Origin of the sequence: Peribacillus simplex NBRC 15720 = DSM 1321, assembly GCF_002243645.1 — a bacterium.
In the GTDB taxonomy this organism is placed as follows: Bacteria; Bacillota; Bacilli; order Bacillales; family DSM-1321; genus Peribacillus; species Peribacillus simplex.
Map to the genome: position 1 here is coordinate 1498441 of NZ_CP017704.1, position 23342 is coordinate 1521782.

24 protein-coding genes and 2 riboswitches are annotated in these 23342 nt (G+C 40.8%); of the genes, 10 read left to right on the forward strand and 14 right to left on the reverse strand.

Annotated elements, in window-relative coordinates:
- Positions 1–13 precede the first annotated feature (13 nt).
- The 3 genes from BS1321_RS07085 to BS1321_RS07100 all read right to left on the reverse strand — a co-directional run bounded on the left by BS1321_RS07085 (position 14) and on the right by BS1321_RS07100 (position 5203).
- Positions 14–874, reverse strand: a complete 861-nt coding sequence (locus BS1321_RS07085; protein ID WP_063232345.1) for a 3-hydroxyacyl-CoA dehydrogenase family protein — start codon at positions 872–874, stop codon at positions 14–16.
- Positions 875–896: 22 nt separating this feature from the next.
- The gene (locus tag BS1321_RS07090) at positions 897–2033 is read right to left on the reverse strand and encodes an acyl-CoA dehydrogenase family protein (RefSeq protein WP_063232346.1); all 1137 of its coding nucleotides are present in this window, start codon (positions 2031–2033) and stop codon (positions 897–899) included.
- 367 nt (positions 2034–2400) lie between these two features.
- Positions 2401–2491: riboswitch (cyclic di-GMP riboswitch) on the forward strand.
- Positions 2492–2989: 498 nt separating this feature from the next.
- Positions 2990–5203, reverse strand: a complete 2214-nt coding sequence (locus BS1321_RS07100; RefSeq protein WP_063232348.1) for a helix-turn-helix domain-containing protein — start codon at positions 5201–5203, stop codon at positions 2990–2992.
- A gap of 305 nt (positions 5204–5508) precedes the next feature.
- On the opposite strand from BS1321_RS07100, the gene BS1321_RS07105 reads away from it, so the two are divergent.
- Together BS1321_RS07105 and BS1321_RS27370 are read left to right on the forward strand one after the other, a co-directional pair.
- Complete coding sequence (locus BS1321_RS07105) at positions 5509–6966, forward strand: SulP family inorganic anion transporter (RefSeq protein ID WP_063232349.1); 1458 nt, start codon at positions 5509–5511, stop codon at positions 6964–6966.
- 85 nt (positions 6967–7051) lie between these two features.
- A complete protein-coding gene (locus BS1321_RS27370) occupies positions 7052–7198 on the forward strand; it encodes a hypothetical protein (protein ID WP_155726446.1) in 147 nt (48 codons plus the stop codon).
- A gap of 99 nt (positions 7199–7297) precedes the next feature.
- Here BS1321_RS27370 and BS1321_RS07110 read toward each other — a convergent pair whose 3' ends face one another.
- A complete protein-coding gene (locus tag BS1321_RS07110; RefSeq protein WP_063232350.1) occupies positions 7298–8227 on the reverse strand; it encodes a manganese-dependent inorganic pyrophosphatase in 930 nt (309 codons plus the stop codon).
- Between the two features lie 294 nt (positions 8228–8521).
- Positions 8522–8701: riboswitch (cobalamin riboswitch) on the forward strand.
- A gap of 141 nt (positions 8702–8842) precedes the next feature.
- Between BS1321_RS07110 and BS1321_RS07115 the strand changes: the two genes are divergently transcribed.
- The 4 genes from BS1321_RS07115 to BS1321_RS27375 all read left to right on the forward strand — a co-directional run bounded on the left by BS1321_RS07115 (position 8843) and on the right by BS1321_RS27375 (position 12933).
- Positions 8843–11140 carry a ribonucleoside-diphosphate reductase subunit alpha gene (locus tag BS1321_RS07115; protein WP_081112849.1) on the forward strand — a complete coding sequence of 766 codons (2298 nt, stop codon included), beginning with the start codon at positions 8843–8845 and terminating at the stop codon, positions 11138–11140.
- Positions 11141–11182: 42 nt separating this feature from the next.
- Positions 11183–12235 (forward strand): ribonucleotide-diphosphate reductase subunit beta, encoded by a 1053-nt coding sequence (locus BS1321_RS07120; RefSeq protein WP_063232351.1) that lies wholly within the window; start codon positions 11183–11185, stop codon positions 12233–12235.
- Entirely contained in the window at positions 12207–12644 is a 438-nt protein-coding gene (locus tag BS1321_RS07125; RefSeq protein ID WP_081112850.1) for a flavodoxin domain-containing protein, read from the forward strand. The genes BS1321_RS07120 and BS1321_RS07125 overlap by 29 nt, the downstream gene beginning before the upstream one ends.
- A gap of 121 nt (positions 12645–12765) precedes the next feature.
- Positions 12766–12933: a hypothetical protein gene (locus BS1321_RS27375; RefSeq protein ID WP_155726447.1), complete on the forward strand. Its 168-nt coding sequence runs from the start codon at positions 12766–12768 to the stop codon at positions 12931–12933.
- Positions 12934–12973: 40 nt separating this feature from the next.
- Here BS1321_RS27375 and BS1321_RS07130 read toward each other — a convergent pair whose 3' ends face one another.
- On the reverse strand, positions 12974–13171 hold the full coding sequence (locus BS1321_RS07130; protein WP_028393295.1) for a cold-shock protein: 198 nt from the start codon (positions 13169–13171) through the stop codon (positions 12974–12976).
- 198 nt (positions 13172–13369) lie between these two features.
- Positions 13370–13861, reverse strand: a complete 492-nt coding sequence (locus BS1321_RS07135) for a hypothetical protein (RefSeq protein WP_063232353.1) — start codon at positions 13859–13861, stop codon at positions 13370–13372.
- A 116-nt stretch (positions 13862–13977) separates the two neighbouring features.
- Between BS1321_RS07135 and BS1321_RS07140 the strand changes: the two genes are divergently transcribed.
- On the forward strand, positions 13978–14457 hold the full coding sequence (locus tag BS1321_RS07140; RefSeq protein ID WP_069981686.1) for a GNAT family N-acetyltransferase: 480 nt from the start codon (positions 13978–13980) through the stop codon (positions 14455–14457).
- On the opposite strand, the gene modB is transcribed toward BS1321_RS07140, so the two are convergent.
- Positions 14419–15072, reverse strand: coding sequence for a molybdate ABC transporter permease subunit (modB, locus tag BS1321_RS07145; protein ID WP_063232355.1), 654 nt, complete (start codon positions 15070–15072; stop codon positions 14419–14421). The genes BS1321_RS07140 and modB overlap by 39 nt on opposite strands.
- Before the next feature lie 247 nt (positions 15073–15319).
- Between modB and spx the strand changes: the two genes are divergently transcribed.
- On the forward strand, positions 15320–15715 hold the full coding sequence (gene spx, locus BS1321_RS07150; RefSeq protein WP_063232356.1) for a transcriptional regulator Spx: 396 nt from the start codon (positions 15320–15322) through the stop codon (positions 15713–15715).
- Between the two features lie 55 nt (positions 15716–15770).
- Here the strand turns inward: spx and BS1321_RS07155 are convergent, their stop codons facing one another.
- The 5 genes from BS1321_RS07155 to BS1321_RS07170 form a co-directional block, all read right to left on the reverse strand.
- Positions 15771–17201 carry a HAMP domain-containing sensor histidine kinase gene (locus BS1321_RS07155; RefSeq protein ID WP_232522803.1) on the reverse strand — a complete coding sequence of 477 codons (1431 nt, stop codon included), beginning with the start codon at positions 17199–17201 and terminating at the stop codon, positions 15771–15773.
- The gene (locus BS1321_RS07160) at positions 17191–17880 is read right to left on the reverse strand and encodes a response regulator transcription factor (RefSeq protein ID WP_063232358.1); all 690 of its coding nucleotides are present in this window, start codon (positions 17878–17880) and stop codon (positions 17191–17193) included. The genes BS1321_RS07155 and BS1321_RS07160 overlap by 11 nt, the downstream gene beginning before the upstream one ends.
- A 269-nt stretch (positions 17881–18149) precedes the next feature.
- The gene (locus tag BS1321_RS07165; protein ID WP_063232359.1) at positions 18150–19076 is read right to left on the reverse strand and encodes a cation diffusion facilitator family transporter; all 927 of its coding nucleotides are present in this window, start codon (positions 19074–19076) and stop codon (positions 18150–18152) included.
- Between the two features lie 200 nt (positions 19077–19276).
- A complete protein-coding gene (locus BS1321_RS28495) occupies positions 19277–19405 on the reverse strand; it encodes a hypothetical protein (RefSeq protein ID WP_257790334.1) in 129 nt (42 codons plus the stop codon).
- Between the two features lie 95 nt (positions 19406–19500).
- Positions 19501–20244, reverse strand: coding sequence for a metallophosphoesterase family protein (locus tag BS1321_RS07170; protein WP_063232360.1), 744 nt, complete (start codon positions 20242–20244; stop codon positions 19501–19503).
- 216 nt (positions 20245–20460) lie between these two features.
- Here BS1321_RS07170 and BS1321_RS07175 point away from each other — a divergent pair, with 216 nt between their 5' ends.
- On the forward strand, positions 20461–20595 hold the full coding sequence (locus BS1321_RS07175) for a YjcZ family sporulation protein (RefSeq protein WP_063232361.1): 135 nt from the start codon (positions 20461–20463) through the stop codon (positions 20593–20595).
- Positions 20596–20782: 187 nt separating this feature from the next.
- Here BS1321_RS07175 and BS1321_RS07180 read toward each other — a convergent pair whose 3' ends face one another.
- The gene (locus BS1321_RS07180) at positions 20783–21748 is read right to left on the reverse strand and encodes an NAD(P)H-dependent flavin oxidoreductase (protein ID WP_094246591.1); all 966 of its coding nucleotides are present in this window, start codon (positions 21746–21748) and stop codon (positions 20783–20785) included.
- Positions 21749–21828: 80 nt separating this feature from the next.
- Here BS1321_RS07180 and BS1321_RS07185 point away from each other — a divergent pair, with 80 nt between their 5' ends.
- Positions 21829–22341, forward strand: a complete 513-nt coding sequence (locus tag BS1321_RS07185) for a gamma carbonic anhydrase family protein (RefSeq protein ID WP_063232363.1) — start codon at positions 21829–21831, stop codon at positions 22339–22341.
- A gap of 73 nt (positions 22342–22414) precedes the next feature.
- Here the strand turns inward: BS1321_RS07185 and paaX are convergent, their stop codons facing one another.
- On the reverse strand, positions 22415–23296 hold the full coding sequence (gene paaX, locus BS1321_RS07190; RefSeq protein ID WP_094246683.1) for a phenylacetic acid degradation operon negative regulatory protein PaaX: 882 nt from the start codon (positions 23294–23296) through the stop codon (positions 22415–22417).
- Positions 23297–23342: the final 46 nt, after the last annotated feature.

Consider the following 23342-nt stretch of genomic DNA (forward strand, 5'->3'; position numbering starts at 1 on the left):
ATTCATTGCCCCCTCACTTTTTGTCATGGTCATAGAATCCTGCACCTGCCTTTTTCCCTGTACGTCCGCTATTCACGATTTGACGGATTAGTTGCGGAGCGGCAAAACGCCCATCCTTAAATTCATCGTAAAAATAATCCATGACATGTAAACCAATATCGACACCGGCAAAATCCTGCAATTCAAAAGGACCCATCGGATAATTCAAACCCAATTTAACGGCTTTATCGATATCTTCATAAGAAGCCACCCCTTCTTCAGCCAATTTGATTGCTTCGATGAATTGCGGAATCATGATTCTATTCACGATGAATCCAGGTGAATCTTTTTTAACCTCGATTGGTTCTTTTCCAAATGCCCTAGAAAGTTCCATTAGTTTCGAAACGGTATCATCGCTCGTATTATAGCCACGGACCACTTCCACTAATTTCATGATTTGTGCCGGGTTAAAGAAATGCATACCCGCTACCTTATCAGGCCGCTTGGTAGCTCCTGCAATGACCGTGATCGACATCGATGAAGTATTGGTGGCAATTATCGCCTCTTTGCCAAGAACTTTATCCAACTGGGAAAATATTTCTTTCTTCGCTTCCAAATTCTCAATGATGGCTTCGATGACAAAGTTGGCATCCTTTAAATCTTCCAAATCAGTCGTTTTCTTGATTCTACCCAGCACTTCCGGCTTTCGCTCTTCCTTCATCTTGCCTCTGGCTACGCTTTTATCCATGAACGTTTCCATTCTATTGATAGCTTGATCCAAAAATCTATCTTCTACATCACATAGTATTACTTTGAAACCTGATAGAGCTGCTTGATGTGCGATTCCGCCTCCCATTGTGCCCGATCCCACAACACCGATAATCGTTTCAGTCATATTACTTTTCCTCCTCTTTAAATTAACTTAGTATCTCTTTTGCAATGATGACACGTTGAATTTGATTGGTACCTTCATAAATTTGCATGATTTTTGCATCACGGAAGTACTTCTCTACCGGATATTCCCGAATGAACCCGTAGCCGCCATGAATCTGCACCGCATCCTCAGCTACTCTCATGGCAGTATCAGCAGCGAAACATTTAGCGAAAGAAGCATGCTTCGCTGAAGGTACTCCACTTTCTAATAGAAATACGGATTTATGAACCAATAATCTAGATGCTTCGATGGTCATCGCCATATCCGCAAGCATGAATTGGATGGATTGAAAATTCGCAATCGGCTTTTTGAATTGTTTTCTTTCCTTCGCATAATTTAAAGCGCTTTCATATGCTCCCTGAGCAATTCCCACTGCTTGGGCACCAACCATCGGCCTTGCAAAGGAAAGAGCCTTCATGAAAATCTTAAAACCTTGTCCCTCTTCTCCAATTCGATTTTCAAAAGGTACAAAGACATCATCAAAGATAACCGAAGCCGTATTGGATGCTCTAAGGCCCATTTTCTTTTCCTTTTCACCGACTGTAATACCTTCAGAATCCCTTTCGACAACCAAAGCGGTAAAAGAAGTTTCCCCATTTCCAAGTGTCTGCTTGGCAAGTACCACATAGAAATGGGCAAAGCTTGCATTGGTGATGAAACACTTTTCCCCATTTAATAGATAACCGCCGTCCTTGCTTACAATAGTCGATGACATGCCAGATACGTCACTGCCTGCACCCGGTTCAGTTAAGGCGAAAGAAGCATATTGCCCTTCCTGTGTTAATCGTTTCAAATATTTTTGCTTAAGGGCTTCATCCCCTCCAACTAAAATTGGGTAAGAAGAAAGGGAATTGGCTTCCAATGAAGTTGCTATGCCAGCACAGCCTCTTGCTATTTCTTCAACGATTAAGGCATGTGATAATTTATCGATACCTGGACCGCCGTATTCTTCAGGAATCGAAAGATTGAATAATCCGCACTCCCTCAACTTGTTCATGATATCCACCGGAAATGCCTCTTTTTCATCGAACTCCCTTGCCAGTGGGATGATTTCAGCATTCACTACATCTCTTGCCATAGATACAATCGCTTGCTGGTCGTCGGTTAAGTTGAAATCCATAGCCGTCCTCCTAATTGACAGAATATTAATTTTATTACCTGATATTTGTCATTATATATCCATGGTTTCCCAAGTTATAGGTACATAGCGTACCAAAAGGGTCTCTTCCATTCGTACTTTTTGTACGAATCGATTACAAACCATTTGTCTTATTCACTAATTTCCCAAAATTAGAGTTCAATAATGTAATATACCTAGCAACTATAAAAGTACCCGTTTCAAATCTTTCTTCTCGATTTTCCGTCTATATTTTAGACAACCCTGCAGATTCTTGATGAAACTTTTGAATAAAAGGTGAAGGTTGGCCAAAGCCATAAACTGATAAGTATTTTTTCTGCACTTCATCACGCATTAAATTTTATGTTAAGATTATTTTAGGCAAATTTTATGAAAGTAAAAGACGCAAAGCCACGGGCCTAAACCAACAACTTAGTTGTCATGGCAGCCGGGCTGCCAAGATTTTTCTTGAATGGATCACTTTATTATCAATTTCTTGCCCCTTTTTAATTTGCCTGAAATTAAAACAAGGAGGGTTATATATGTTCTTTCCAACCATTTATTCAGCTACTACGGATGAGAGACACATAGTTAAAGATAAAAATACTTGTGCATGCGGCACAAGATATAATGTATTCGCAATGTTGACCAGAAGCGACCTTCGAAAGATCAGGTTCAAGCATTATAAAGAAGTTACATGTCCTTTATGTAAATCCAGTATCATTGATAAGGAATAGCCTCTTAACACCGGGAGGGTTCCTACTCCCAAACTTTGATAGAGCTGGCCTTTTCACCCTCACCACTTCCATGTATGTTGTAAAGGGAAGTTATTGTTCCGGTAAACAAAAGCCATCTTCCCATGCCTCCTTATGCTGACCCAGATTACACACAAAATCGACATAAAAAAAGACCCTTTCAAGGTCTTTTGTCATTGCTTTGTAAAGTTAATGAGCGGCGGACTATAGCTGACTCGATTGATATAAATCATGCAGTTTATAAGCGATCATCAGATTCAACCGCGTTTCTGCATCTTCTAAATCCATATCCAAAATGTCATGGATCCGTTCCAATCGGTAACGCAATGTACTGCGGTGTATGAAAAGTGAATCCATGGTATTTTTAGAATTTCCGTTATTGAATAAGTAGGCTCTTAACGTTCCCATTAGATCTGCTCCGCTTCCCTTTGAATATTCCATCAATGGGGCCAAATATTTCTTAAGGAATAAATCGGCAAGTCCAGGGTCTTTCAAGTTATTCAATAGCGTGTAGGAGCCCAATTCGTCAAAAATGGCCAAGCCATTCTTCGGGAATCCATTTCGGCTGACATTATAGGCATGCATGGCCTGTTTGTAGGCATAATAATAATCCTCCAGCTTATTGGTGGTTCCACCCACCCCCATATGTATCGTCAATGAAAGCTTCTTTAATATCGGCTGTTCACTAAGATAATGATAAATCCCTTCCCAGTATGAGGATGCGAGTTTATTTTCCCTTTCCACCGGTATCATCAAAATCATCATATCATCCCGTTTAGTCACGATGATTTCTTTATATTTAAGATAAAGTTGTTCTTTCATATGATCCCATTCCGAGGCTTTTTCTGCCTCTCTTTCAATTAGATTCGAATGGGCAGGAAGTGACTCCTCTTCCAGTTTCAATACTGCAATCCGGTGTGGCCTGTATAGATCAATGTTCATCAGTGTCGCATATTCGACTATTTTAGCTTTATCTTCGATTTTCTCTTCGAACAATTTAGTTATATAACTGTCCTTTACCTGTTCTTTCGTTTCCATGATCAATTTTTGCTTAATGAACTGAATGGCATACACATTAAGCGCATGTCCAATTGTTAAATTCGTAACCTCATCCACGGCATTTTCATTCGTGATGATCGCTAAATAACCTAATAATTCACCACTTCCTATAACTGGCCAAAAACCAATCGCAGTCGATTCATTTTTAAAATTCCCGAGCCACATTCCTTTTTTTTCTTTACCGATTCCAGCTTTTTCTTTTTCGATGAGGCTATATATATCTGGTAGTGAGGATTCATCTTCATTTTCCAGATGAATGGAGATGTACCTGAAAAATCTATCGAACAGAATGATCGAACAGGACAACAACCCGCTGAGTGTGTCCGTTATCACATCAAAATCCTCCCCATACAATGTTTCCTTAACCAGCTCCTGCTGATAGCCCATGATTTGTTGTAACCGCTTCTTCAACTGTATTTCATTTAAATATAACCTCGCATTTTCAAATAATGCGGCCACATGGTTCGAGAGGAATTTTAATAGCTCGAGGTCCCCCAATGTAAATGCACCCATTGCCTTATTCGCTAAATGAATCATTCCTACAGTCTTAAGATTCACTACCAACGGAACCGACAACTGAATGCCACCCGATTTTTCAAAGTATGGGAAATAGGCATGTAATTCATTCTCCCCCTTGACCATGATTGTTTCCTCCAGTTTTGGAGATCCTATCGAAGGGCTTTGCAAATTAAAACAGTTTTCCGATTCATCGTATAAATAAATTGAGGCTGCTTCAGCCTTGGTTCCTTCACATGATAGCTCAAGCACCTTTTGCACCAATTCTTCCATCGACGAACCTGGCGTCACATTTTCATTGACCCAACTGATGCTGTTTAACTTCCTTTTCTCAAATTCCTTTTCCTTCGCAAGCTGCATGGCAACTGCAACATCTTTTCCAAATTCAACAAAAATCCTCTCCACTTCAGAAATCAAAGGAACGAAATTATGAAAACCGATTATACAGAATCCATAGCTAACTCCCTCATCTTTTAAAGGAACGGTGAACCAAGTTGAAATCATTTCATTCTTCATTAATTTATAGAATTCACAATTGAGGCTGCTTTCCTTTTTCCTAATATCCCATCCTTCTTCGAGAATTTCCGGGGAACATTCACTAAGGTGAATGGGAAAAGAATCTGCAAAATGCGGCGAACCGCCTTTCCATACTTTTGGATATAAACGATCATCATCTCTCAATACGATTGCCACAAAGTCCCATGAAAATTCCAATTGAAATGATTCCACCGTAAAATCCAATGTTTCTTGGATTGTATCGAATTTCACTAAATTTCTTGCCGTCAGTCTTAAATGATTCTCAATTTTTTCCACTAGTTTCATTCTTTTCTCACTCTTATTCATAGGAGTAACCCCCATTTTCATCCATAATAAAAGAATAACACATTTAAATGCAGAAAAATCTGAATCATAAAGCGAAGTCTTTCAGAAGCCTTTGGAAATTTTTCGCCCTTTCTTGTTGCTCATCGTCATTTCTTGAAAACTCTCTCTTAAGGCATTTTACCTTGATTCGCCAATGTAAGAAATGAATAGCCCTCGACTTGTCGTTTATATTATCCATATAGATAGAAAGAAGGGCTCATGCTATAATTTAGTGCGTTAAAAAAAGAATTCAACACACATATATAAAAGAAAGAAGGAGTGTTTCTTTGAATACATCTGCATACAAACAGGAATGGTTCGGCAACGTTAGAGGAGATGTCCTATCGGGAATTGTCGTTGCCTTGGCATTGATTCCGGAGGCGATTGCCTTTTCGCTCATTGCTGGCGTTGACCCAATGGTTGGTCTATATGCCTCATTCTGCATTGCCATCGTCATCTCTTTTGTCGGCGGAAGGCCGGGAATGATATCGGCTGCCACTGGCGCAATGGCACTCGTCATGGTCGACCTTGTTAAAGATCATGGCTTGAACTATTTACTTGCTGCAACAATATTGACTGGGTTGCTACAAATTTTACTAGGGGTTTTAAAAATCGGGAAATTAATGAAGTTCATTCCGAAGCCGGTCATGACTGGTTTTGTGAATTCTTTAGCCATCTTGATTTTCACGGCACAGCTCACCCATTTCGTGGGCGAAACATGGGTCATGTATGTCATGACAGCCGTTTCATTAGCTATCATTTATCTTTTTCCGCTGATCACGAAAATCATACCTTCACCACTTGTCGCCATCATATTCATGACGATCGTTGCAGTTACCACGGGGGCTACAGTGCGGACTGTAGGGGATATGGGGCAATTGACCGAAGCGCTTCCGATGTTCATGCTTCCAGACATCCCTTTGACCTTCGAAACTTTGGCGATCATTTTCCCTTATTCCATAGCCCTTGCGTTTGTGGGGTTGCTTGAATCGTTATTGACAGCTCAAATAGTTGATGAGATGACTGACACGGACAGTAATAAAAATAAGGAAGCCAAAGGCCAGGGGATTTCGAATATCATTGCCGGATGTTTTGGAGGAATGGCAGGATGTGCGATGATCGGCCAATCCGGCATCAACATTAAATCAGGAGGAAGGGGCCGGCTCTCCACTTTTGTAGCTGGCGCATTCCTTATGGTATTAATCGTGGTATTGAATGATGTCCTTATTAAAATACCGATGGCTGCACTTGTCGCAGTCATGATCATGGTTTCAATCGGGACCTTTGACTGGTCTTCCCTAAAGAGGCTCACTATAGCTCCAAAGTCAGATGCTGCCGTGATGATCGTGACGGTCCTCATTGTCCTTTATACTCATGACTTATCTAAAGGGGTATTTGCTGGAGTGCTCTTGAGTATGATTTTCTTCTCGGCTAAAATTTCTAAAGTAACTGTAGAGAAAACGGAAGACATCCAGGCTAAGAAAATCATTTATCGTATCAGCGGACAAATATTTTTCGCTTCTGTCCAGGACTTTGTTTCGAAGTTCGACTTCAAGGAAAAAGCAGATGCAATCGTCATAGACTTTTCCCTTTCTAAAATCTGGGATGCTTCAGCAGTCGGTGCTGTTGATACGGTTGTCCTTAAATATCAGCTTCAGGGAATAACTGTCCAAGTGCAAGGACTCGATGACGAAAGTTCGTTATTGCTTGAAAAACTCGCCACCTCAGAAAGTAAAATATCTTGAAGTAGTAAAATTCTGCTGAATAGAAACTTTTCAAACCGACAAAATAGATAACGTGAATTATTTTCTTTTGAAAGGAGCGAAAAGCATGACACCCGAGCAGGATTATACGGCAGCAAATCTGTCACCGGATTTATTGAATGAACTGAAAAGTTTTGAAAGCAAACTTGGCGAGGAAGCCAATAAAGAATTGATTGTCATCGCCTATGAAAAAGAAAAGGAAGCTTTGAATTAAGAAAAAAGACTCAAACACCCTTAATGGATGGTTGAGTCTTTTTTTGCATGTACAGAAAAAGGATGCCCATGTTTTTAATGAGCACCCCCTTTTTCTGTATTATTTGCTGAATACGTCCGTTAAGACCGGCACGATTTGTTTTTTACGCGATACAACGCCTTCTAAGACGGCTATGTTATTGTTTAATGAAACGTCGTATGCTTTTTCCACTGCATAAGCTGCTTTACCAAGAGCCAAGGCAACAGAATCATTAGTCAAGATATCCGTTACGACGAATAGGAATAAGTCCAATTCCTTCACATCGATGACCGCTTCAATCGCCGCTTCCAATTCTGCTTGCTTAGCAAGGACTTCGTTCGGATCTACAGCATTGACCTGTGCTATCTCCACTTTAGCCATTCCCATGGAGAATTCCTTTGCATCAAGAGTGATAAGCTGGGCAATCGTCTTGTCGCTCAAGTCAGCTCCAGCTTTCAACATTTCCAAGCCGTATGTTTCAGCGTCGACTCCCGCAATGGCAGCCAGTTCCAATGCTGCTGCAACGTCTTGCTCCGTGCAGGTCGGTGATTTGAACAATAAAGAATCGGAAATGATGGCAGACAGCATAAGACCTGCAATTGCTTTAGGGACTTCAATTCCGTTTTCTTTATAAATTTTATTTAAAATGGTTGCCGTACAACCAACTGGTTCCGCACGGTAATATAAAGGATCGCTTGTTTCAAAGTTAGCGATACGGTGGTGGTCGATAACTTCCAACACACGGACTTGGTCAATATCTTCAGCACTTTGCTGGCGTTCGTTATGATCGACCAGGATTACGCCGTCAGCTTCCCCTGAAACTTTTTCCACAAGACGGGGAGCATCGAATTTGAATTGGTCCAATGCATATTGAGTTTCACCATTCACTTCACCGAGACGAACTGGTTCAGCGTTGATACCTAACTGCTTTTTCAGATCTGCATAAGCGATTGCTGAACAGATTGTGTCTGTATCCGGGTTTTTATGTCCAAAAACTAATACTTTTTCCAAGATTTTATCCCCTTTTTCATAAATATTTTTCCGCGAATCCCCTCATCGCAATAAGGGAGAGCCACCTTTACTAGACAATTTATTTTAACACAAAATCCCGTAAAATCAGCGCCTGAATTACCCATTCCCCAATAAAAACTTTCATTCCTTCACCTTCTACCCTCACTTTGTCAATAGATAAGGGCTGTTTTTTTTCAAATATATTAGTTGAATTATCATCGTATATGGCTTACGATAATATAAGCAGAAATACTAGATATTGATTACATAAACAATAATAATAACTATATATAGAATTTTTTTATAATCCAAGGTGCCAGTGATGGCTGAAAAGGGAATCCGGTGTAAACCCGGAACTGTCCCCGCAACTGTAAATGTGACGAAATGAGAAACCACTGTATAGCTCTCTATACGGGAAGGACTCAAAGTAGGATGATCATGAGTCAGGAGACCTGCCTTGAATTTTTCACGTTTCTTATTCTTCGGGGATTGAGATGATGAAACGATAGTATAACGGCTATTTTTTCATGGCTCTTTTATTCTATCGTTTGATCCGCTCAATTCATTGGGCGGTTTTTTTTTTATTTTAGCGGAAGTTAACAAGGAGGAATATTAATGACTCAAACATATAACTCTACCATAAGTGAAAATGACACAGAAACGAAATCCATCCAGCTTGAGATGTTATCGAAGGAGTTCGAAGGCCGTCTCGATATGGAAAAGTTCAAAAAGCGTTTTACAAAATGGCTTGATCGCAAAAGTGACTCAACCGAAGAACAGGCATCAAGAAAACTGATTCAGCTCGCTCTTGAAGGTGTGGATATTGATGCTCCAGATTGGACGTTTGTTGCTGCAGCAGAACTATTGAATACAATGTATAGGGATGCACGAGCCAATCGAGGTTATGAAGGCATGAGTTATGGTCCATTCTATGAACTGATCACGGAACTTTCCCAGCTTTCAGAAGGTCAGCGTTATCCCATTTATAAATCAGAACTGCTATCTTCATATACAAAAGCGGAAATTGAGGAATTGGGTTCGGTGATCGACCCGGAAAAAGATAAATTATTCTCTTACATAGGCATCTACTTATTAAACGATCGCTACCTAGCCCGCCCAAAAAAGGACAAGGTCTACGAACTGCCACAAGAACGCTTCATGATCATCGCGATGGAAATCATGCGATTGGAAAAAACGGAGCACCGCCTGCAACTTATAAAAGAAGCATACTGGGCCATGTCCAATCTTTATATGACCGTTGCGACTCCTACACTCTCCAACGCAGGTAAAACACATGGACAGTTAAGCTCTTGCTTTATCGACGCAATTGAAGATTCCATTGACGGCATCTACCTATCTAACTACGATGCAGCAAAAGTATCTAAATTCGGTGGCGGCGTCGGTCTTTACGTTGGTAAGATTCGCTCTCTTGGTTCTGATATCCGAGGTTTCTCTGGAAACAGTTCCGGCACGACTCCCTGGATTCGACTATTCAACCAGACAGCTGTAAGTGTCGATCAATTGGGTCAACGTAAAGGTGCCATCGCGATTTACTTGGATGCCTGGCATAAAGATATCATGAGCTTCCTCGATTTGAAAACACAAAACGGGGATGACAGATTAAAAGCCCATGATATTTTTACAGGTGTATGCATACCTGATTTATTCATGGAGGCTGTACGCGACAGAAAAGAATGGTATCTTTTCGATCCGCATACCGTTAAGCAAACCCTTGGATTTTCACTTGAAGATCTTTATGACGAGAAGAAAGGCGAAGGAAGCTTCAGGAATCATTATGCACTTGCTGTCGAGGCCGCAGAAAATGGCACGCTTCCAAACTATAGCTTTGAAAAAATCAATGCGATGGACATCATGAAAAGCATCATGATTTCTCAATTGGAAGAAGGCGTACCATATATGTTCTACCGCGATGAAGTGAACCGGAAGAATCCCAATAAACATAAAGGTATGATTTATTGCTCTAACCTTTGCACGGAGATTGCCCAAAACCTAAGCCCTTCGACGATCACGGATGAATATGAAACAGAAGATGGAGATGTTGTTGTGGTTCGTAAAAGCGGCGATTTCGTTGTCTGCAACCTTTCATCCATTAACTTGCCCCGAGCGGTGGGCAGTGATGTTTTGGAAAGATTGATTCCCATTCAGATCCGTATGCTGGATAATGTCATTGATGTGAATAATCTTCCTGTCAAACAAGCATCCATCTCGAACAAACGTTACCGGGCAATTGGTTTAGGAACGTTTGGATGGCATCATTTACTTGCCACACAGAATATTTATTGGGAATCCGATGAGGCTGTTCACTATGCCGATGCTTTATACGAAAAGATCGCTTACTTAACAATTAAGGCATCCAACGAATTAGCCAAGGAAAAAGGATCATACCCATATTTTGAAGGATCGGATTGGCATACAGGGAGCTATTTCGAACTGCGTGACTATACAGATCAAAAATGGATGGATTTAAAAGCAGACGTGCAGGAACACGGGACCCGTAATGGATATTTAATGGCCATTGCACCCAATTCATCGACCGCTAAAATCGGTAATTCCACGGATGGAATCGATCCTTTGTATGAAATTGAATTTTACGAAGAAAAGAAAAACTTCAAATTCAAGGTGACCGCACCAGGCTTGACGCCAAAAACTTATGAATATTATAAAAAGACGCGATTTAATTTGGACCAACTGGAAAGCATCAGGCAAAATGCAGCCCGCCAACGCCATATTGACCAAGCAATCAGCTTTAATCTGTATGTACACAATACAATCAAAGCGAAGGTCCTATTGGATATCCATTTAACGGCATGGGAAAGCGGGTTGAAATCAACGTATTATGTTCGTTCGACTTCTTCCGAATATGACAATGCCTGCGAAAGCTGTTCAAGTTAACGACAATCATAACCCAGTAATCTATTAAAGGAGTTTTCACGAATGACCAATCATATCAAAAAGATTCGGATGCTGGAACCAACGCATCCAACCAAGGCAACCGGTGTTTTCAAAGGAGAAGCTTCAGGCTTCCTCCTTTGGAACGATATTCAGTATGAAAAATTCTATGATACCTATACACAGCTCATCAATAACTTTTGGAAGCCTTCGAGCGTGAACATGATTCAGGATAAAAAGCAGTGGGGCGAATTGGACGAAGATATCCAGGACGCTTTTCTCGATATCCTTACGATGATTGCTGGAATGGACAGTCTTCAAACGCCCACTTTAGTAGAAATCCTTCGGTACATCAAGGATCCGGCGGCAAAGGCTATCCTGGCCAACATGGCCCAGCAGGAATCGATCCATAATGAATCTTATTCCTATATCCTTGCTTCCTTGATTCCGGTAGGCAAGCAAAAACAGCTTTTCGACCGCATTAAAGAACATCCTGAAGTGATTAAGCGTAACCAACCGATCGTTGATGCTTATCAAACGTTCGTGGATGATCCCAGCCCTCAGCATTTATTCGAGGCACTGATCCATTCAACGAACCTTGAAGGGATTTATTTCTACCTGGCTTTCGCCTTTTATTATAATTTAGGACGCCAAAATTTAATGACCGGTTCCGCTACGATGATATCCTATATTCATCGCGATGAAATGGTCCATTTCGATTTCATTGGAATGCTCGTTCAAATCTTGATGTATGAATATCCTGAGTTAAATAATGAAGAAAATACTAAGTTCATCTATACAACGATTGAAAAAGCAGTCGAACTCGAAAAGGAATGGTCTGAATATATGCTCGAAGATATCCAAACCAAAGCCGATCTCGATTTGGAAGAATTCAATGAGTACATCGAATATATCGCCAACAAACGGTTACGTATGCTAGGCCTTGAAAATTTGTATAGAGAGTATGACGAGAACCCGATGCCATGGATCAAAACGTTCGATGATGAATCCATCGGACTTACCAAAACCGATTTCTTCGAACAGAAGTCAAGGACATACAGTCAAGTAAATGCCAGCAATGGGTTCGATGAGCTGTAAAGTTGCCATAGTCTATCATTCTGCCGGCGGCAATACAAAAGCGCTTGCTGAAGCCCTTACTTCCCTTTTACCTGAAGCTGAACTATATCGAATGAATGAATTTGATTTACGTACATTGCCGGATTACGATGCTTTGATTATCGGCACCTATACATGGGGCAATGGGGAGCTTCCCGCTAAATCAGCAGCACTTTATAAAGAACTGGAACAGTTGCCTATTGCCCATCTGAAAACGGGAGTCTTCGGCACTGGTGAAACCAACTATAATCATTTTTGTGGGGCGGTTGATCATTTCCGGGATATGTTATTTGCCAAGAGCCAGTTATTGGTGACATTGAAGATAGAACAGATGTATCAAAAATCAGACTTGCCCAGACTTCAAAAGTTCGCCTCGCTATTCCAGAACTGACTGAAAGGGGATATGCGTTTTTGCATATCCCCTTTCAGTTTTTTTTAAAAAAACTTGGGTCCCACTAGCATAGCAGCGGTAAGCATGAAGTATAATGGAAGAAAAAAGGAGATAATATCCAATGACTGAAAATATAACCCAGTTCCTGCCTATCCTTTTTATGCTAGCGCTTGTCGTATTCGTTATATTCATCGTGTTTTTCCTGTCAGGGCATTTTAATCGTTCTAAACGGATCGAAGAAAAATTGGACAAAGTATTAAAGGAAATGGCCGAAAAAAAAGAAAAATAAAAAGACTCCAAAATCGGAGTCTTTTTTTATATGCGTTCAATTATTTTTGAACGTTAGCTGCTTGTGGTCCACGAGCGCCTTGCTCGATTTCGAAAGAAACTTCTTGGCCTTCTTCAAGCGTTTTGAAGCCTTCACCTTGGATAGCTGAGAAATGTACGAATACATCGTCTTGGCCTTCAACTTCGATGAAACCGAAACCTTTTTCTGCGTTAAACCATTTTACTTTACCTTGTACCATGATAGTTCCTCCTGTGTTTGGAAAAATCCATTTTATTACTATTTTTGGTTCTGGATAATGTTTCAAGAGGAATCCTATTACAGTAAATCCTTCTATCAAACTTATTCCGAACAAAAATAATTACTTATATTATATCATGGGAAATCCTAAAAAAACAAGATTATCGCAGTAAATCAACCGACAAATTATCCTAAAATTCTACATATTCCTCTTCTTGGTTTGTCGGAAGCCTTCGTCCAATAAGTAGCGCTCCGCCTCTACTGGACTCTCGAAACACTCCTCAAGATTCGACCCTGAATACACATTCCAAAGCAGGTCTTCCCTTTCAAGTGTAAGCTCTTGCTTTTCAGGGCCAATCCATGTCCCTTCCAACCTAGCGAACTCGTTTTCCTCTTCTTCGAATTCAACAGGAGGTTCAGATAGGTAATCCACGCTTTTTTGAATCAATTCTTTTAATTCCGCTTCATTATAGTCACGTATATTGATAAACCCTTTACGGTCAGTGTCTTTTTTTCTCATATGCCCTGCGTAAACGAATCCATTTCCATTGGGATGCAAGTGCTGAACGACGATCTTTTTCTCCTGGACACTATCTGGATAATGGAAGTTCACACGTCCCAATGAAACGTCTTTTCGCTGTAATTCCGGAAAAGTTTCAATGATGCTCAATTTTTCTTCAAATGTTAACAAATTTCTTCCTCATTTCATTAGTTCATATTGTTTGTCGATTATAACACAGACTGATTAGAAACAATAATCTCCCTCTTCCTTAATAATGTAAGGAAAGGGAGTGATAGGATTTGATCATGAAAATTCGGGACCTGGACTTCGATTACGGCCAGCAGCTTTTTAAACTTCAGAAAGAAGCCTATAAGGTGGAAGCTGAAATGATCGGTTTTGCCGATATACCTCCTCTATTGGAAACATATGAACAATTCATTCATTGTCATGAAACGTTTTTATGCTATTTAAAGGGTGATGCCATAGCGGGTGCAATATCTTATACAAAAGAGAATGGTCAATTGCTGATTTGCCGAATGGTCGTCCATCCTGATTATTTTCGGCAGGGTATCGCGGATGCACTGTTGCATGCTCTTCAATTACACTGCGACTGGGAAAAGATATCCGTTTCGACCGGTAAAATGAACCTGCCTGCACGGAACCTTTACGAAAAAAACGGCTTCATTCATAAAGAGGACGTAGAAGCCGCACCTCTCTTATTCATAAGCATATACGAGAAAAAGCATTCATTTTATGTATGTCACGATAAAAAGCATAATGAATGAAATGACAATGATTACGGCAACCCATAGCCAGGCTAATGTCATATTCCCGGAGTCCATGGCGATATAAATCGCAGTCGGTATGGTTTGTGTCTGTCCGGGAATGTTTCCGGCAAACATGAGTGTGGCCCCAAATTCCCCCAACGCACGCGCAGAACTTAAGATGGCACCTGTGACGATGGATTTGACCGCCAATGGAAGGGATACATTCAGGAATAATCTCCACTCGCCGGCCCCGTCTACCCTTGCTGCATTTTCGATTTCTTCATCTATACCTTCAAAGCCCGTTTTAGCAGATTGATACATAAGCGGAAACGCTACCACGGTAGATGCAATGACCGCCGCCCACCACGTGAACATCAGGGGCTGATCAAAAACCCTTTCAATGAATTGTCCCGGGATTCCACTCTTGCCAAAAATCACAATCAATAAAAAACCAACGACGGAAGGCGGCAAAACAAGCGGCAATAAAAACGCTGTTTCCAACAGGACTCTTCCCCTGAATTGCTTTTTAGCCATCATTCGCGCTAGGATAATTCCTAAAATGAAAACAAGGATACCCGATAGTCCCGCTACTTGTATCGATAGCCTGACTGGTGACCAAAAATCCTCTGTCATGATACTATCCGCACATCATTGTTAAATATCGGCCTATGCAGGTCCTTGTTCGGCATCATTACCCAAACGGTTTCTTTTTCATTAAAGGCAGACTTCATTTCAGTTTCTCCCTTTCTTTTTAAAATAACATTTAAGTTTATTTTTCTTGACATCTTGCTGACACAAAGAAACGTTAAAGTAAGAGTATCACAAATATAAAAATAATTTCATTCCAATAAACTTGAAAACTTTGAAGGAGTCGATTTTAATGATAACAATTTATACTACTCCAAGCAGTTTAGCATGTCGTAAAGCAAAAGCTTGGCTTAAGAAGAACGAAATTTCCTTTAATGAACGTAACCTATATTCCCAACCTCTTTCTATAGAAGAAATAAAAGAGATTTTACGTAAAACGGAAGGCGGGACAGATGAAATCATCTCAACCCGTTCCAAAAAATTCAAAAGCCTGAATATCGATATAAATAATACACCACTTAATGATCTTTGCAAGCTTATTCAAGATAACCCGGATTTACTTCGCCGGCCAATCATTTTCGACCATAAGAACTTGCATGCAGGATATAATGAAGAAGAAATGGGACGCTTCCTTCCAAGGAAGGTCCGTCATGTACAATTATGGCGTGCAATCAGCCAATTGGCTTAATTAGTTAGCATTCTGCATAATAAGAGGGTTGTCCATTACATTGGACAACCCTTTTTTATATCTGATCCGCTTTCTCTATGACAATCGTGAAGGTAGTCCCTTGTTCATCGCTATCCTTAAGCACAAGATCTCCCTTTTGCGCTTTTGCGAGCATTCTACTGAATGGCAGTCCCAAACCTAAACCACGTACCTTCAACTTTTTGTTTTCACCTCGGTAAAATGGTTCGAACACATATTGTTGTTCATGTTCCGGGATCCCCCGGCCACTATCCAGTACATCAATGCAGATTCGTTCTTCATCCTTTTCATAAAGGTGAATCTCTATTTTCCCTTTGCCATCAAGTGCATGTCTGGCATTATTCAAAAGGTTAATGACGATTTGCTGCATCCGTAATGAATCTATTTGACCAAAGACCGGTTCATCAGGAACTTTTATCTCAAAAGCGAACGATTGATCATCATCCTGGGTCACCTGCCAGCGATGGGCAATTTCCTTAATGAATATATTGATATTCTCTTTTTGCACCCGAATTTTAAAAGCGCCTGCAGATATGGCATTATGATTGAGTAAATCCTCTATCATCCCTTGTAAACGTTGAGTTTCCTTTAAGGAAATATCGAGGAATTCCTTACTTTGCTCTCCCTTAACGACATCATCCTTAACCGCTTGTATCAGTCCGCTAATGGAAGTGACTGGCGTTTTCAAATCATGGGTTACGCCTGCAAGCAATTCCGCCCGCAACTTCTCCATGACCTTCAATCGGTTGGTCATTTCCTTAAATGATTCTATCAGTTCATAAATTTCTTCTTCCTTGATTTCCTCTTCCTCTTTGAAATGGATATCATAGTTGCCTTCACGAACCTGGACAGCGGCGTTAGCTACGTCTTGAATGGGCCGCGAAATCTGCCTGGAAAGAAAATAAATGACTCCCGTTCCCAGAATCAGAAGGCCTCCAATCATGATCGCCAACAAGCCATGATCTTGGTTGATTTCCTTCAATGCCCCTTCTTCCTGTGCAATGACCACCCAGCCTCTCGTCTCATCATTAAACGTAATGGGGGATTTGACGACATATACTTTGTTGTCGGAAATCTTGACCTTCTGGATTAACTCCGTATTTTTCATGATGACGTCAGGGAGTTTATTTTCATCCGGATCTATATACAATTGTGGCATCGTATAAATGATGGTGGCATCGGGATCGACGATATAGATGATTGGCTGTTGGTTCAGATGGAGGATTTTCTCCCTTTCCTCAACAATTTCCGAAAGGATCGGGCCAATGACAATCTGACCATTTTCCTTAATCGCCCGATCGGATGTTTCATCAGCTAAGTACTTAAGAAGGCTAAGCCTATATTCCAGAGCCGTTTTTTCCATCCACCATAAGGAAAAAACAGACAATAATATCAAACCGGAAATCAAGGTCAATACGTATCTCTTAGTCCAATAGCGTTGTAAAGTGGTTCTTTTTTTAGTTTTCATAGACACTCAATTGATACCCCAATCCACGCAAGGTTTTTATTTCCCCCTCAGTTACAGGCCATGCATCTATCGCCTTCCTAATTCGTTTGATGGCCAGGTCCACCGCACGGTCACTGCCGTCATAATCCAAGCCCCACACTTGGTCGAGCAGCTGTTCTCTCGTGAAAATTTGATTAGGGTGCTTAGCGAAAAAAACGAGCAGCGACAAATCACGCGGCGTCAAGTTTATCTCTTCTCCATTCAAATGCACCATATAAGACAGATCATCGATGGTTAAACTCCCAAACTCATGTACATGACCATCTTCCGTAACTACCGATGAGGATCTTCTTAAAACGGCATGTACCCGGGCCACGACTTCTTCGGCAACGAAGGGTTTGGAGATGTAATCATCCGCACCTGACTTAAATCCCGATAATCTGTAATCGACATCTGTCAGTGCAGTCAACATAATGACCGGACATGTATCGTCCTCCCGAATTTCATTCAATATATCCCAGCCTTCCTTACCCGGCAGCATGACATCAAGCAGGACAAGGTCTGGCTTCGTTTCTTCAAACACCGGAATGGCCTTTAGCCCATCGTAAACTTGGACTACATCAAAACCCTCCCGCTCCAAATATGCTTTCAATACCATCGATATGGCAATTTCATCTTCTACTACAAGAATTTTCTTCATTTATGGATTCCTCCTTCCTGAATTATAGTGGAATCATGTTGTATATGCTAACTATTAAAAGCACCAAGCTTTTTCCCTCAATCTTACCCTTTTTATGTGTCAGGATTATGTTCGCAGTAAAATTCACCGATGTTTTCACTTAGTCATTTCGTGCAAGTGATCTGGGTTCATTTTAACAGGAATGTACTACATGGTCGGAAATGGATATAAAATTGCTTGAACTCTTATTACACTCTTAAGAGGCTGGCTCTAAACTGAGCCAGCCCTTTTCAATTACATGTCTCGTGTGGATTCGGACAGCCTGCTTCCTGTCTTTCCACTTGAATCGTGCTATGTTCGATTCCAAACTGATCATGAAGTAGTTTTTGCGCTTCTGCTAAAACTGAATCGTGATTACCGCTTTCATCTATGACAACATGGCAGCTCATTGTCAAAAAACCAGAGGTGATCGTCCAGATATGGAGATCATGGACTTCGGATACACCCACCAATTCCGTCAAGGATGCTTTCACTTCATCCATATCGACTTGGTCTGGTGTGCCCTCCATCAAGATATGGAAAGAATCCCTCACTACCCTAAAACCGCTTATAATAATTAAAATCGCTACTATGACGCTCGCAATCGGGTCTGCTATTCCCCAATCGAAAAAATAAATAAAGAGTGCGGCCGCGATGGCACCCACAGATCCAAGCATATCACCAATAACATGTAAAAAAGCACTCCGTACATTCAGATTGTCTTCCTTATCTCCGCTCATTAAAATCCAGGCCGCAATGATATTAACAAGTAAGCCGATGATAGAAATCATTAGCATTCCCATGCTTTGCACCTCAGGGGGATCCAGGAACCTCTTAATTGCCTCTACGAAAATAAATACGGATATGACGATCAAAGTCAATCCATTCAAACAAGCAGCAATGATTTCAAAACGTTTATATCCAAACGATTTGGACGATGTTGCTCTCCTTTCCCCCAACCTTATCGCTGTATAACTAAGCCCTAAAGCTGCCGCATCGCTAAGCATGTGACCTGCATCCGACAGTAAAGCCAGACTATTTGTCAAGAATCCACCAATGACCTCGACTATCATAAATGTGGAGATTAATAAGAAAGAAGCCAACAATGCTTTTTTATTATTAGAATGATGGTGGTGTCCGTGCCCATGATCATGGGAGTGACCATGATGATGTCCCATGCCATCCCTCCTCTCTGATTTGAAACTTATATATAGTATGGGATAAATCCAGAATGGTTTCAAATGATTCACTTCCGCGATTCACTGGCTGTAAAAAGAGAGATGCAGGGCGTGATTTTTTACGAAAAACCAATATTCTGCCTTCCCATTTCAAAGTAAAAATAAACGCTACAGACAATTCCTGCAGCGTTTTTCCCGTTTTATCTTTCTTCTTGCATCGTATCATCGACAATGGCGTGCAGATCCTTATTAAACAATTCATCATTGCAGACAAGACTGTGCCGTTCCATCTCTTCCTGCTCTTGACTTACCTGTTCCTTTTCCTTCATAACCTACCTCCAGCATCATGATGTTTGCCTATTATCGTATCCACAAGCATGTACCTTTATGCTCAACATTTCCCCATACTTCAATTATAAACGTATTAGGCCTGCTGCCCGCCATGGAAGGCACGTATAATGAATTCATGCTCTGGAACTTGTAAGCTTTTATACGATAACAGGAACGATGTATTATCATAGGATACTTTTTCAAGATTTACCTGAATACCGGTATTTTTAATCGTAACAATGGCATAAGGAGCAACTGGTTCACCATTACAGCCAAGAGAACCAGGGTTCAGGAATATCGTTCGGTCATTTTTAAAAAGGTGGATAGGGTGATGATGACCAAACCCTATTAAATCGTGATGCTGATCTTTGAAAAGCATTTCTAAGTTATTTAAATTCGGTTCAACGATTTTACTAAATGGATTTTGGCTTATGTGCTCATCCAATTTCTTCGATTCCATGTGATAATGGGTGAAGTAAACGGAGTGATCATTAATGATATGATGTATGGTACGAGGTAATTGTTCCAATTTAGTTATGAATTTCCGATGCATCCTATCTGCTATCCATTCATGATGCTCCTTTACATGAATATGACCGGCCGGATGCGGCTCCCCGTTAATGATGGCCAAGACAGCTTCATCATGATTTCCAGTTATCATCGATAAATCATTTCTTGAAAATAAAAGTTCAAGAACTTCATTTGTATCCGGGCCAATCCCAACCATATCTCCCAAACAATAGAGACGATCTATATCTTCCCTTTGATCAATATCCCTAAGAACGGCTTTTAACGCTGATGCATTACCATGCACATCCGTTATAATGGCAACTTTCATGACTTAATTCAGCTCCCTTCCCCCACAATCCACATGGTATATTATAACATTTAAAACGAAATCAAAAAAATATTCGGGCTTATTCCCCCTGATCTACCCATGCCCATTTTTTTAGAATAAGCAAACACTTCGGCCTAGAATACATAGTATGGAGTATTCCTGGTAAAGATGTTTTGCTAGGTATGTTATTCATAATATGTATGAGGAGGAAATCAAATGGGTGGAAATGGTAACGATTGTTGTGGCGGCGGTTTCGATAACGGATTTGCATTGCTGATCGTATTATTCATCTTGTTGATCATCATCGGATGCAGTTGGGGATTCGGCGGCGGCTTCGGTGGATGCTGCTAATAATGACATAAATCAAAAAGGCGCCTGATCAAGGCGCCTTCTTTGTTATGAATTGACTAATAGTGATTGGTCTTTGATTTTCCATAGAATTTTCCCTTTTCAAATGGTTATTACATAAGATCCATTAATTTTAGCTGTTAACGAAGGGAATAACCTCTGGTAGACAAGACTATCGTAGTCTCCGTTCTCAAATCATAAAAGGGGCAGAGAGCCTGCTCAATCCATCCTCCATTTGTTTTTTCGCATCTTTCATCATGCCATCAAGTAATTCCTTTACCGTAGGTATATCGTCAATCAATCCGGCAACCTGGCCGCTGTTCATAAAACCATTGTTAACATCCCCGTTCATCGCCCCATTAATATGATGGACTTCAGAGGTCATTTCACGATAATTCATAGGAGACAGTCCCTGTTTTTCCAAATCCAGGACTTTCTCGGTATAGGGGTCCTTCAATACCCTTCTGACCTGGCCAAATGATCTGCCCAAAATTACCGTATCATTGCCCATCGCTTCGATGAGTTTCTGTTTATATGACGGATGGAACGGTGCTTCTTGTGTAGCGATAAGCCTGGTTCCTAATTGGACTCCTGAAGCCCCCAGCATCAATGCAGCTGCCAACCCCTGTCCATTGCCTATTCCGCCAGCTGCCAAAACTGGAAGCGTCACATGCTTGCTGATTTGCGGAATGAGTGTAAAGGTCGTCATTTCCAGGTTCGAATTGATGCCGGCAGCTTCAAACCCTTCTGCGACCAACACATCGGCCCCTGCAGCTTGCGCTTTTTGCGCGTGCTTGACCGACGCAACGATGGCGATCACTTTTATATTCTTTTTTTGCAATAGTGGAATGAAAGGGGCAGGATTTCCTGCAGATAAGGAAACTACAGGTATATCATGCTTCAGGACAAGATTCACTAACTCATCTGTATATGGACTAACGTTTATTGGAATGTTCAACGCAAAATTGTTATTGGTTTTATCTTTGGTCTCGAGAATGATGGCTTCTACCTGTCCAGGGTTCATGGTACCGCACCCTATTGTCCCTAGGCCCCCTGCATTGGATACTGCAGCGGCAAGACTTGCATTGCTTATATTCCCCATGCCACCTTGTATAATTGGATATTTTATCGCAAAAAGTTCACAAATATATTTCACTTTCATCCCTCCCTGTCTATTTAATGTTATACTATATTCATTAGAAAAACAATTCTGACTATTCCAAAAGGAGCGAGACTATGATTATTCCGTACAATAATAAAAAACCATCCATTGATGATACCGCTTTCGTGGCACCTGGTGCTCATTTAATCGGTGATATTTCGATTGGGAAAGACTCGACCATTTGGTTTAATGCCGTACTGCGCGGTGATGAGGATTCAATTACAATAGGAGAAAAATGCAGTATTCAAGATAACTCCACCATTCATTTATTTGAAGGATGCCCGGTTGTCATTGAAGACGAAGTGACGGTTGGTCATAATGTTATCCTGCATGGTTGTAAAATAGGCAAACGCTCCATTATTGGTATGGGTTCAACGATTTTGGATAATGTAGAGATCGGCGAAGAATGCATCATCGGAGCGAACACATTGATTTCCTCTGGCAAAATCATACCACCACGTTCACTGGTTATTGGTTCCCCGGGGAAAGTGGTTCGCAGATTGAATAATAAAGATCTTGAATTGATCCAACTTTCGATCGATACATATGTTCAAAAAGGAAAAGACTTCAAAGGGATACTTGATTAATTATTGCAAGAGTCGAAATTGATAATGTGAAAAGAGCTTCGGCAAGTCATTAGCGACTGGCTGAAGCTCTTTTTCACTTAATGATAAGTGGATGATCCTTCGCATCATATGTTTCGTCTTTCCGGCATAGATCATTGTTTTCCTGAAATACGCTTTCAAAGAAACGGCTTGCTGGTTCAGCCAAGACTTGATAATACTGGCTAAATAAAAGAGCAGCATGATTCCCATTCCACTTTGAAGGCAGAAGTTCCTTTGGCAGGCCCGGATCGATAAATAAAAATTTACGGTATTCATGCACCAAGTTCGTTCGTTCCACAAAACAATCAGCATCGGACATTTCCCCCCTGCTGATGATGCTTTGATGAACGATGAATTGTTTGCTGTATTTCTCGATGAATTCTTCATATTTATTTTCAATCTCTTCTAAATGCCAGCTCTTCTCTACAAGCGATTGGTTTTCTTTTGGACCTTTGTACTCCGAAATGAAAAAATCAACATATTCATTGATGTCATATTTCTCGATCAAGCGATTGATTTGTTTCTCCAAATCATTAGGAGAAATCCAGCAACCACTTGAAAAACTGCCAAACCCGCTCCATAATAATTCTTTACGGAGATCATCCCGTAATTGCCGCTTATCTTCAGGGATCGTGTACATTAAAATACGCCATTTACCGTCCCATTCATTCGGTTTCATCTTATATATGCGATTGGCCGCTTCATCCATTCTCTGCACACCGCGATCAGTCAAAAAATAATAGCTTTTATTTCCCTGCTTTTCTGACTGAATCCACCCTTGTTTGACCATTCGTGAAACGGCTACACGAACTCCCTGCTCATTATGACCGAATTCCTTTAACAAACGAATTAAACTGCCTATCCAGATTTTACTTCCATAGTTACGGATATAATCGCCGTATATCGTAAAAATCATAGATTGAGTATTAGTACCTATCTTTCTCACCTCGTCCTTACTTTGTTACTATTTTCACACGGAAGAC

Bases quoted from the DNA above. Each gene is read 5' to 3' on its own strand.
- BS1321_RS07085 (WP_063232345.1), bottom strand. From the start codon at position 874: ATGACTGAAACGATTATCGGTGTTGTGGGATCGGGCACAATGGGAGGC.
- BS1321_RS07090 (WP_063232346.1), bottom strand. From the start codon at position 2,033: ATGGATTTCAACTTAACCGACGACCAGCAAGCGATTGTATCTATGGCA.
- BS1321_RS07100 (WP_063232348.1), bottom strand. From the start codon at position 5,203: ATGAATAAGAGTGAGAAAAGAATGAAACTAGTGGAAAAAATTGAGAAT.
- BS1321_RS27370 (WP_155726446.1), top strand. From the start codon at position 7,052: ATGACACCCGAGCAGGATTATACGGCAGCAAATCTGTCACCGGATTTA.
- BS1321_RS07115 (WP_081112849.1), top strand. From the start codon at position 8,843: ATGACTCAAACATATAACTCTACCATAAGTGAAAATGACACAGAAACG.
- BS1321_RS07120 (WP_063232351.1), top strand. From the start codon at position 11,183: ATGACCAATCATATCAAAAAGATTCGGATGCTGGAACCAACGCATCCA.
- BS1321_RS07125 (WP_081112850.1), top strand. From the start codon at position 12,207: ATGCCAGCAATGGGTTCGATGAGCTGTAAAGTTGCCATAGTCTATCAT.
- BS1321_RS27375 (WP_155726447.1), top strand. From the start codon at position 12,766: ATGACTGAAAATATAACCCAGTTCCTGCCTATCCTTTTTATGCTAGCG.
- BS1321_RS07130 (WP_028393295.1), bottom strand. From the start codon at position 13,171: ATGGTACAAGGTAAAGTAAAATGGTTTAACGCAGAAAAAGGTTTCGGT.
- BS1321_RS07140 (WP_069981686.1), top strand. From the start codon at position 13,978: ATGAAAATTCGGGACCTGGACTTCGATTACGGCCAGCAGCTTTTTAAA.
- modB (WP_063232355.1), bottom strand. From the start codon at position 15,072: ATGACAGAGGATTTTTGGTCACCAGTCAGGCTATCGATACAAGTAGCG.
- spx (WP_063232356.1), top strand. From the start codon at position 15,320: ATGATAACAATTTATACTACTCCAAGCAGTTTAGCATGTCGTAAAGCA.
- BS1321_RS07155 (WP_232522803.1), bottom strand. From the start codon at position 17,201: ATGAAAACTAAAAAAAGAACCACTTTACAACGCTATTGGACTAAGAGA.
- BS1321_RS07160 (WP_063232358.1), bottom strand. From the start codon at position 17,880: ATGAAGAAAATTCTTGTAGTAGAAGATGAAATTGCCATATCGATGGTA.
- BS1321_RS07165 (WP_063232359.1), bottom strand. From the start codon at position 19,076: ATGGGACATCATCATGGTCACTCCCATGATCATGGGCACGGACACCAC.
- BS1321_RS28495 (WP_257790334.1), bottom strand. From the start codon at position 19,405: ATGAAGGAAAAGGAACAGGTAAGTCAAGAGCAGGAAGAGATGGAACGG.
- BS1321_RS07170 (WP_063232360.1), bottom strand. From the start codon at position 20,244: ATGAAAGTTGCCATTATAACGGATGTGCATGGTAATGCATCAGCGTTA.
- BS1321_RS07175 (WP_063232361.1), top strand. From the start codon at position 20,461: ATGGGTGGAAATGGTAACGATTGTTGTGGCGGCGGTTTCGATAACGGA.
- BS1321_RS07185 (WP_063232363.1), top strand. From the start codon at position 21,829: ATGATTATTCCGTACAATAATAAAAAACCATCCATTGATGATACCGCT.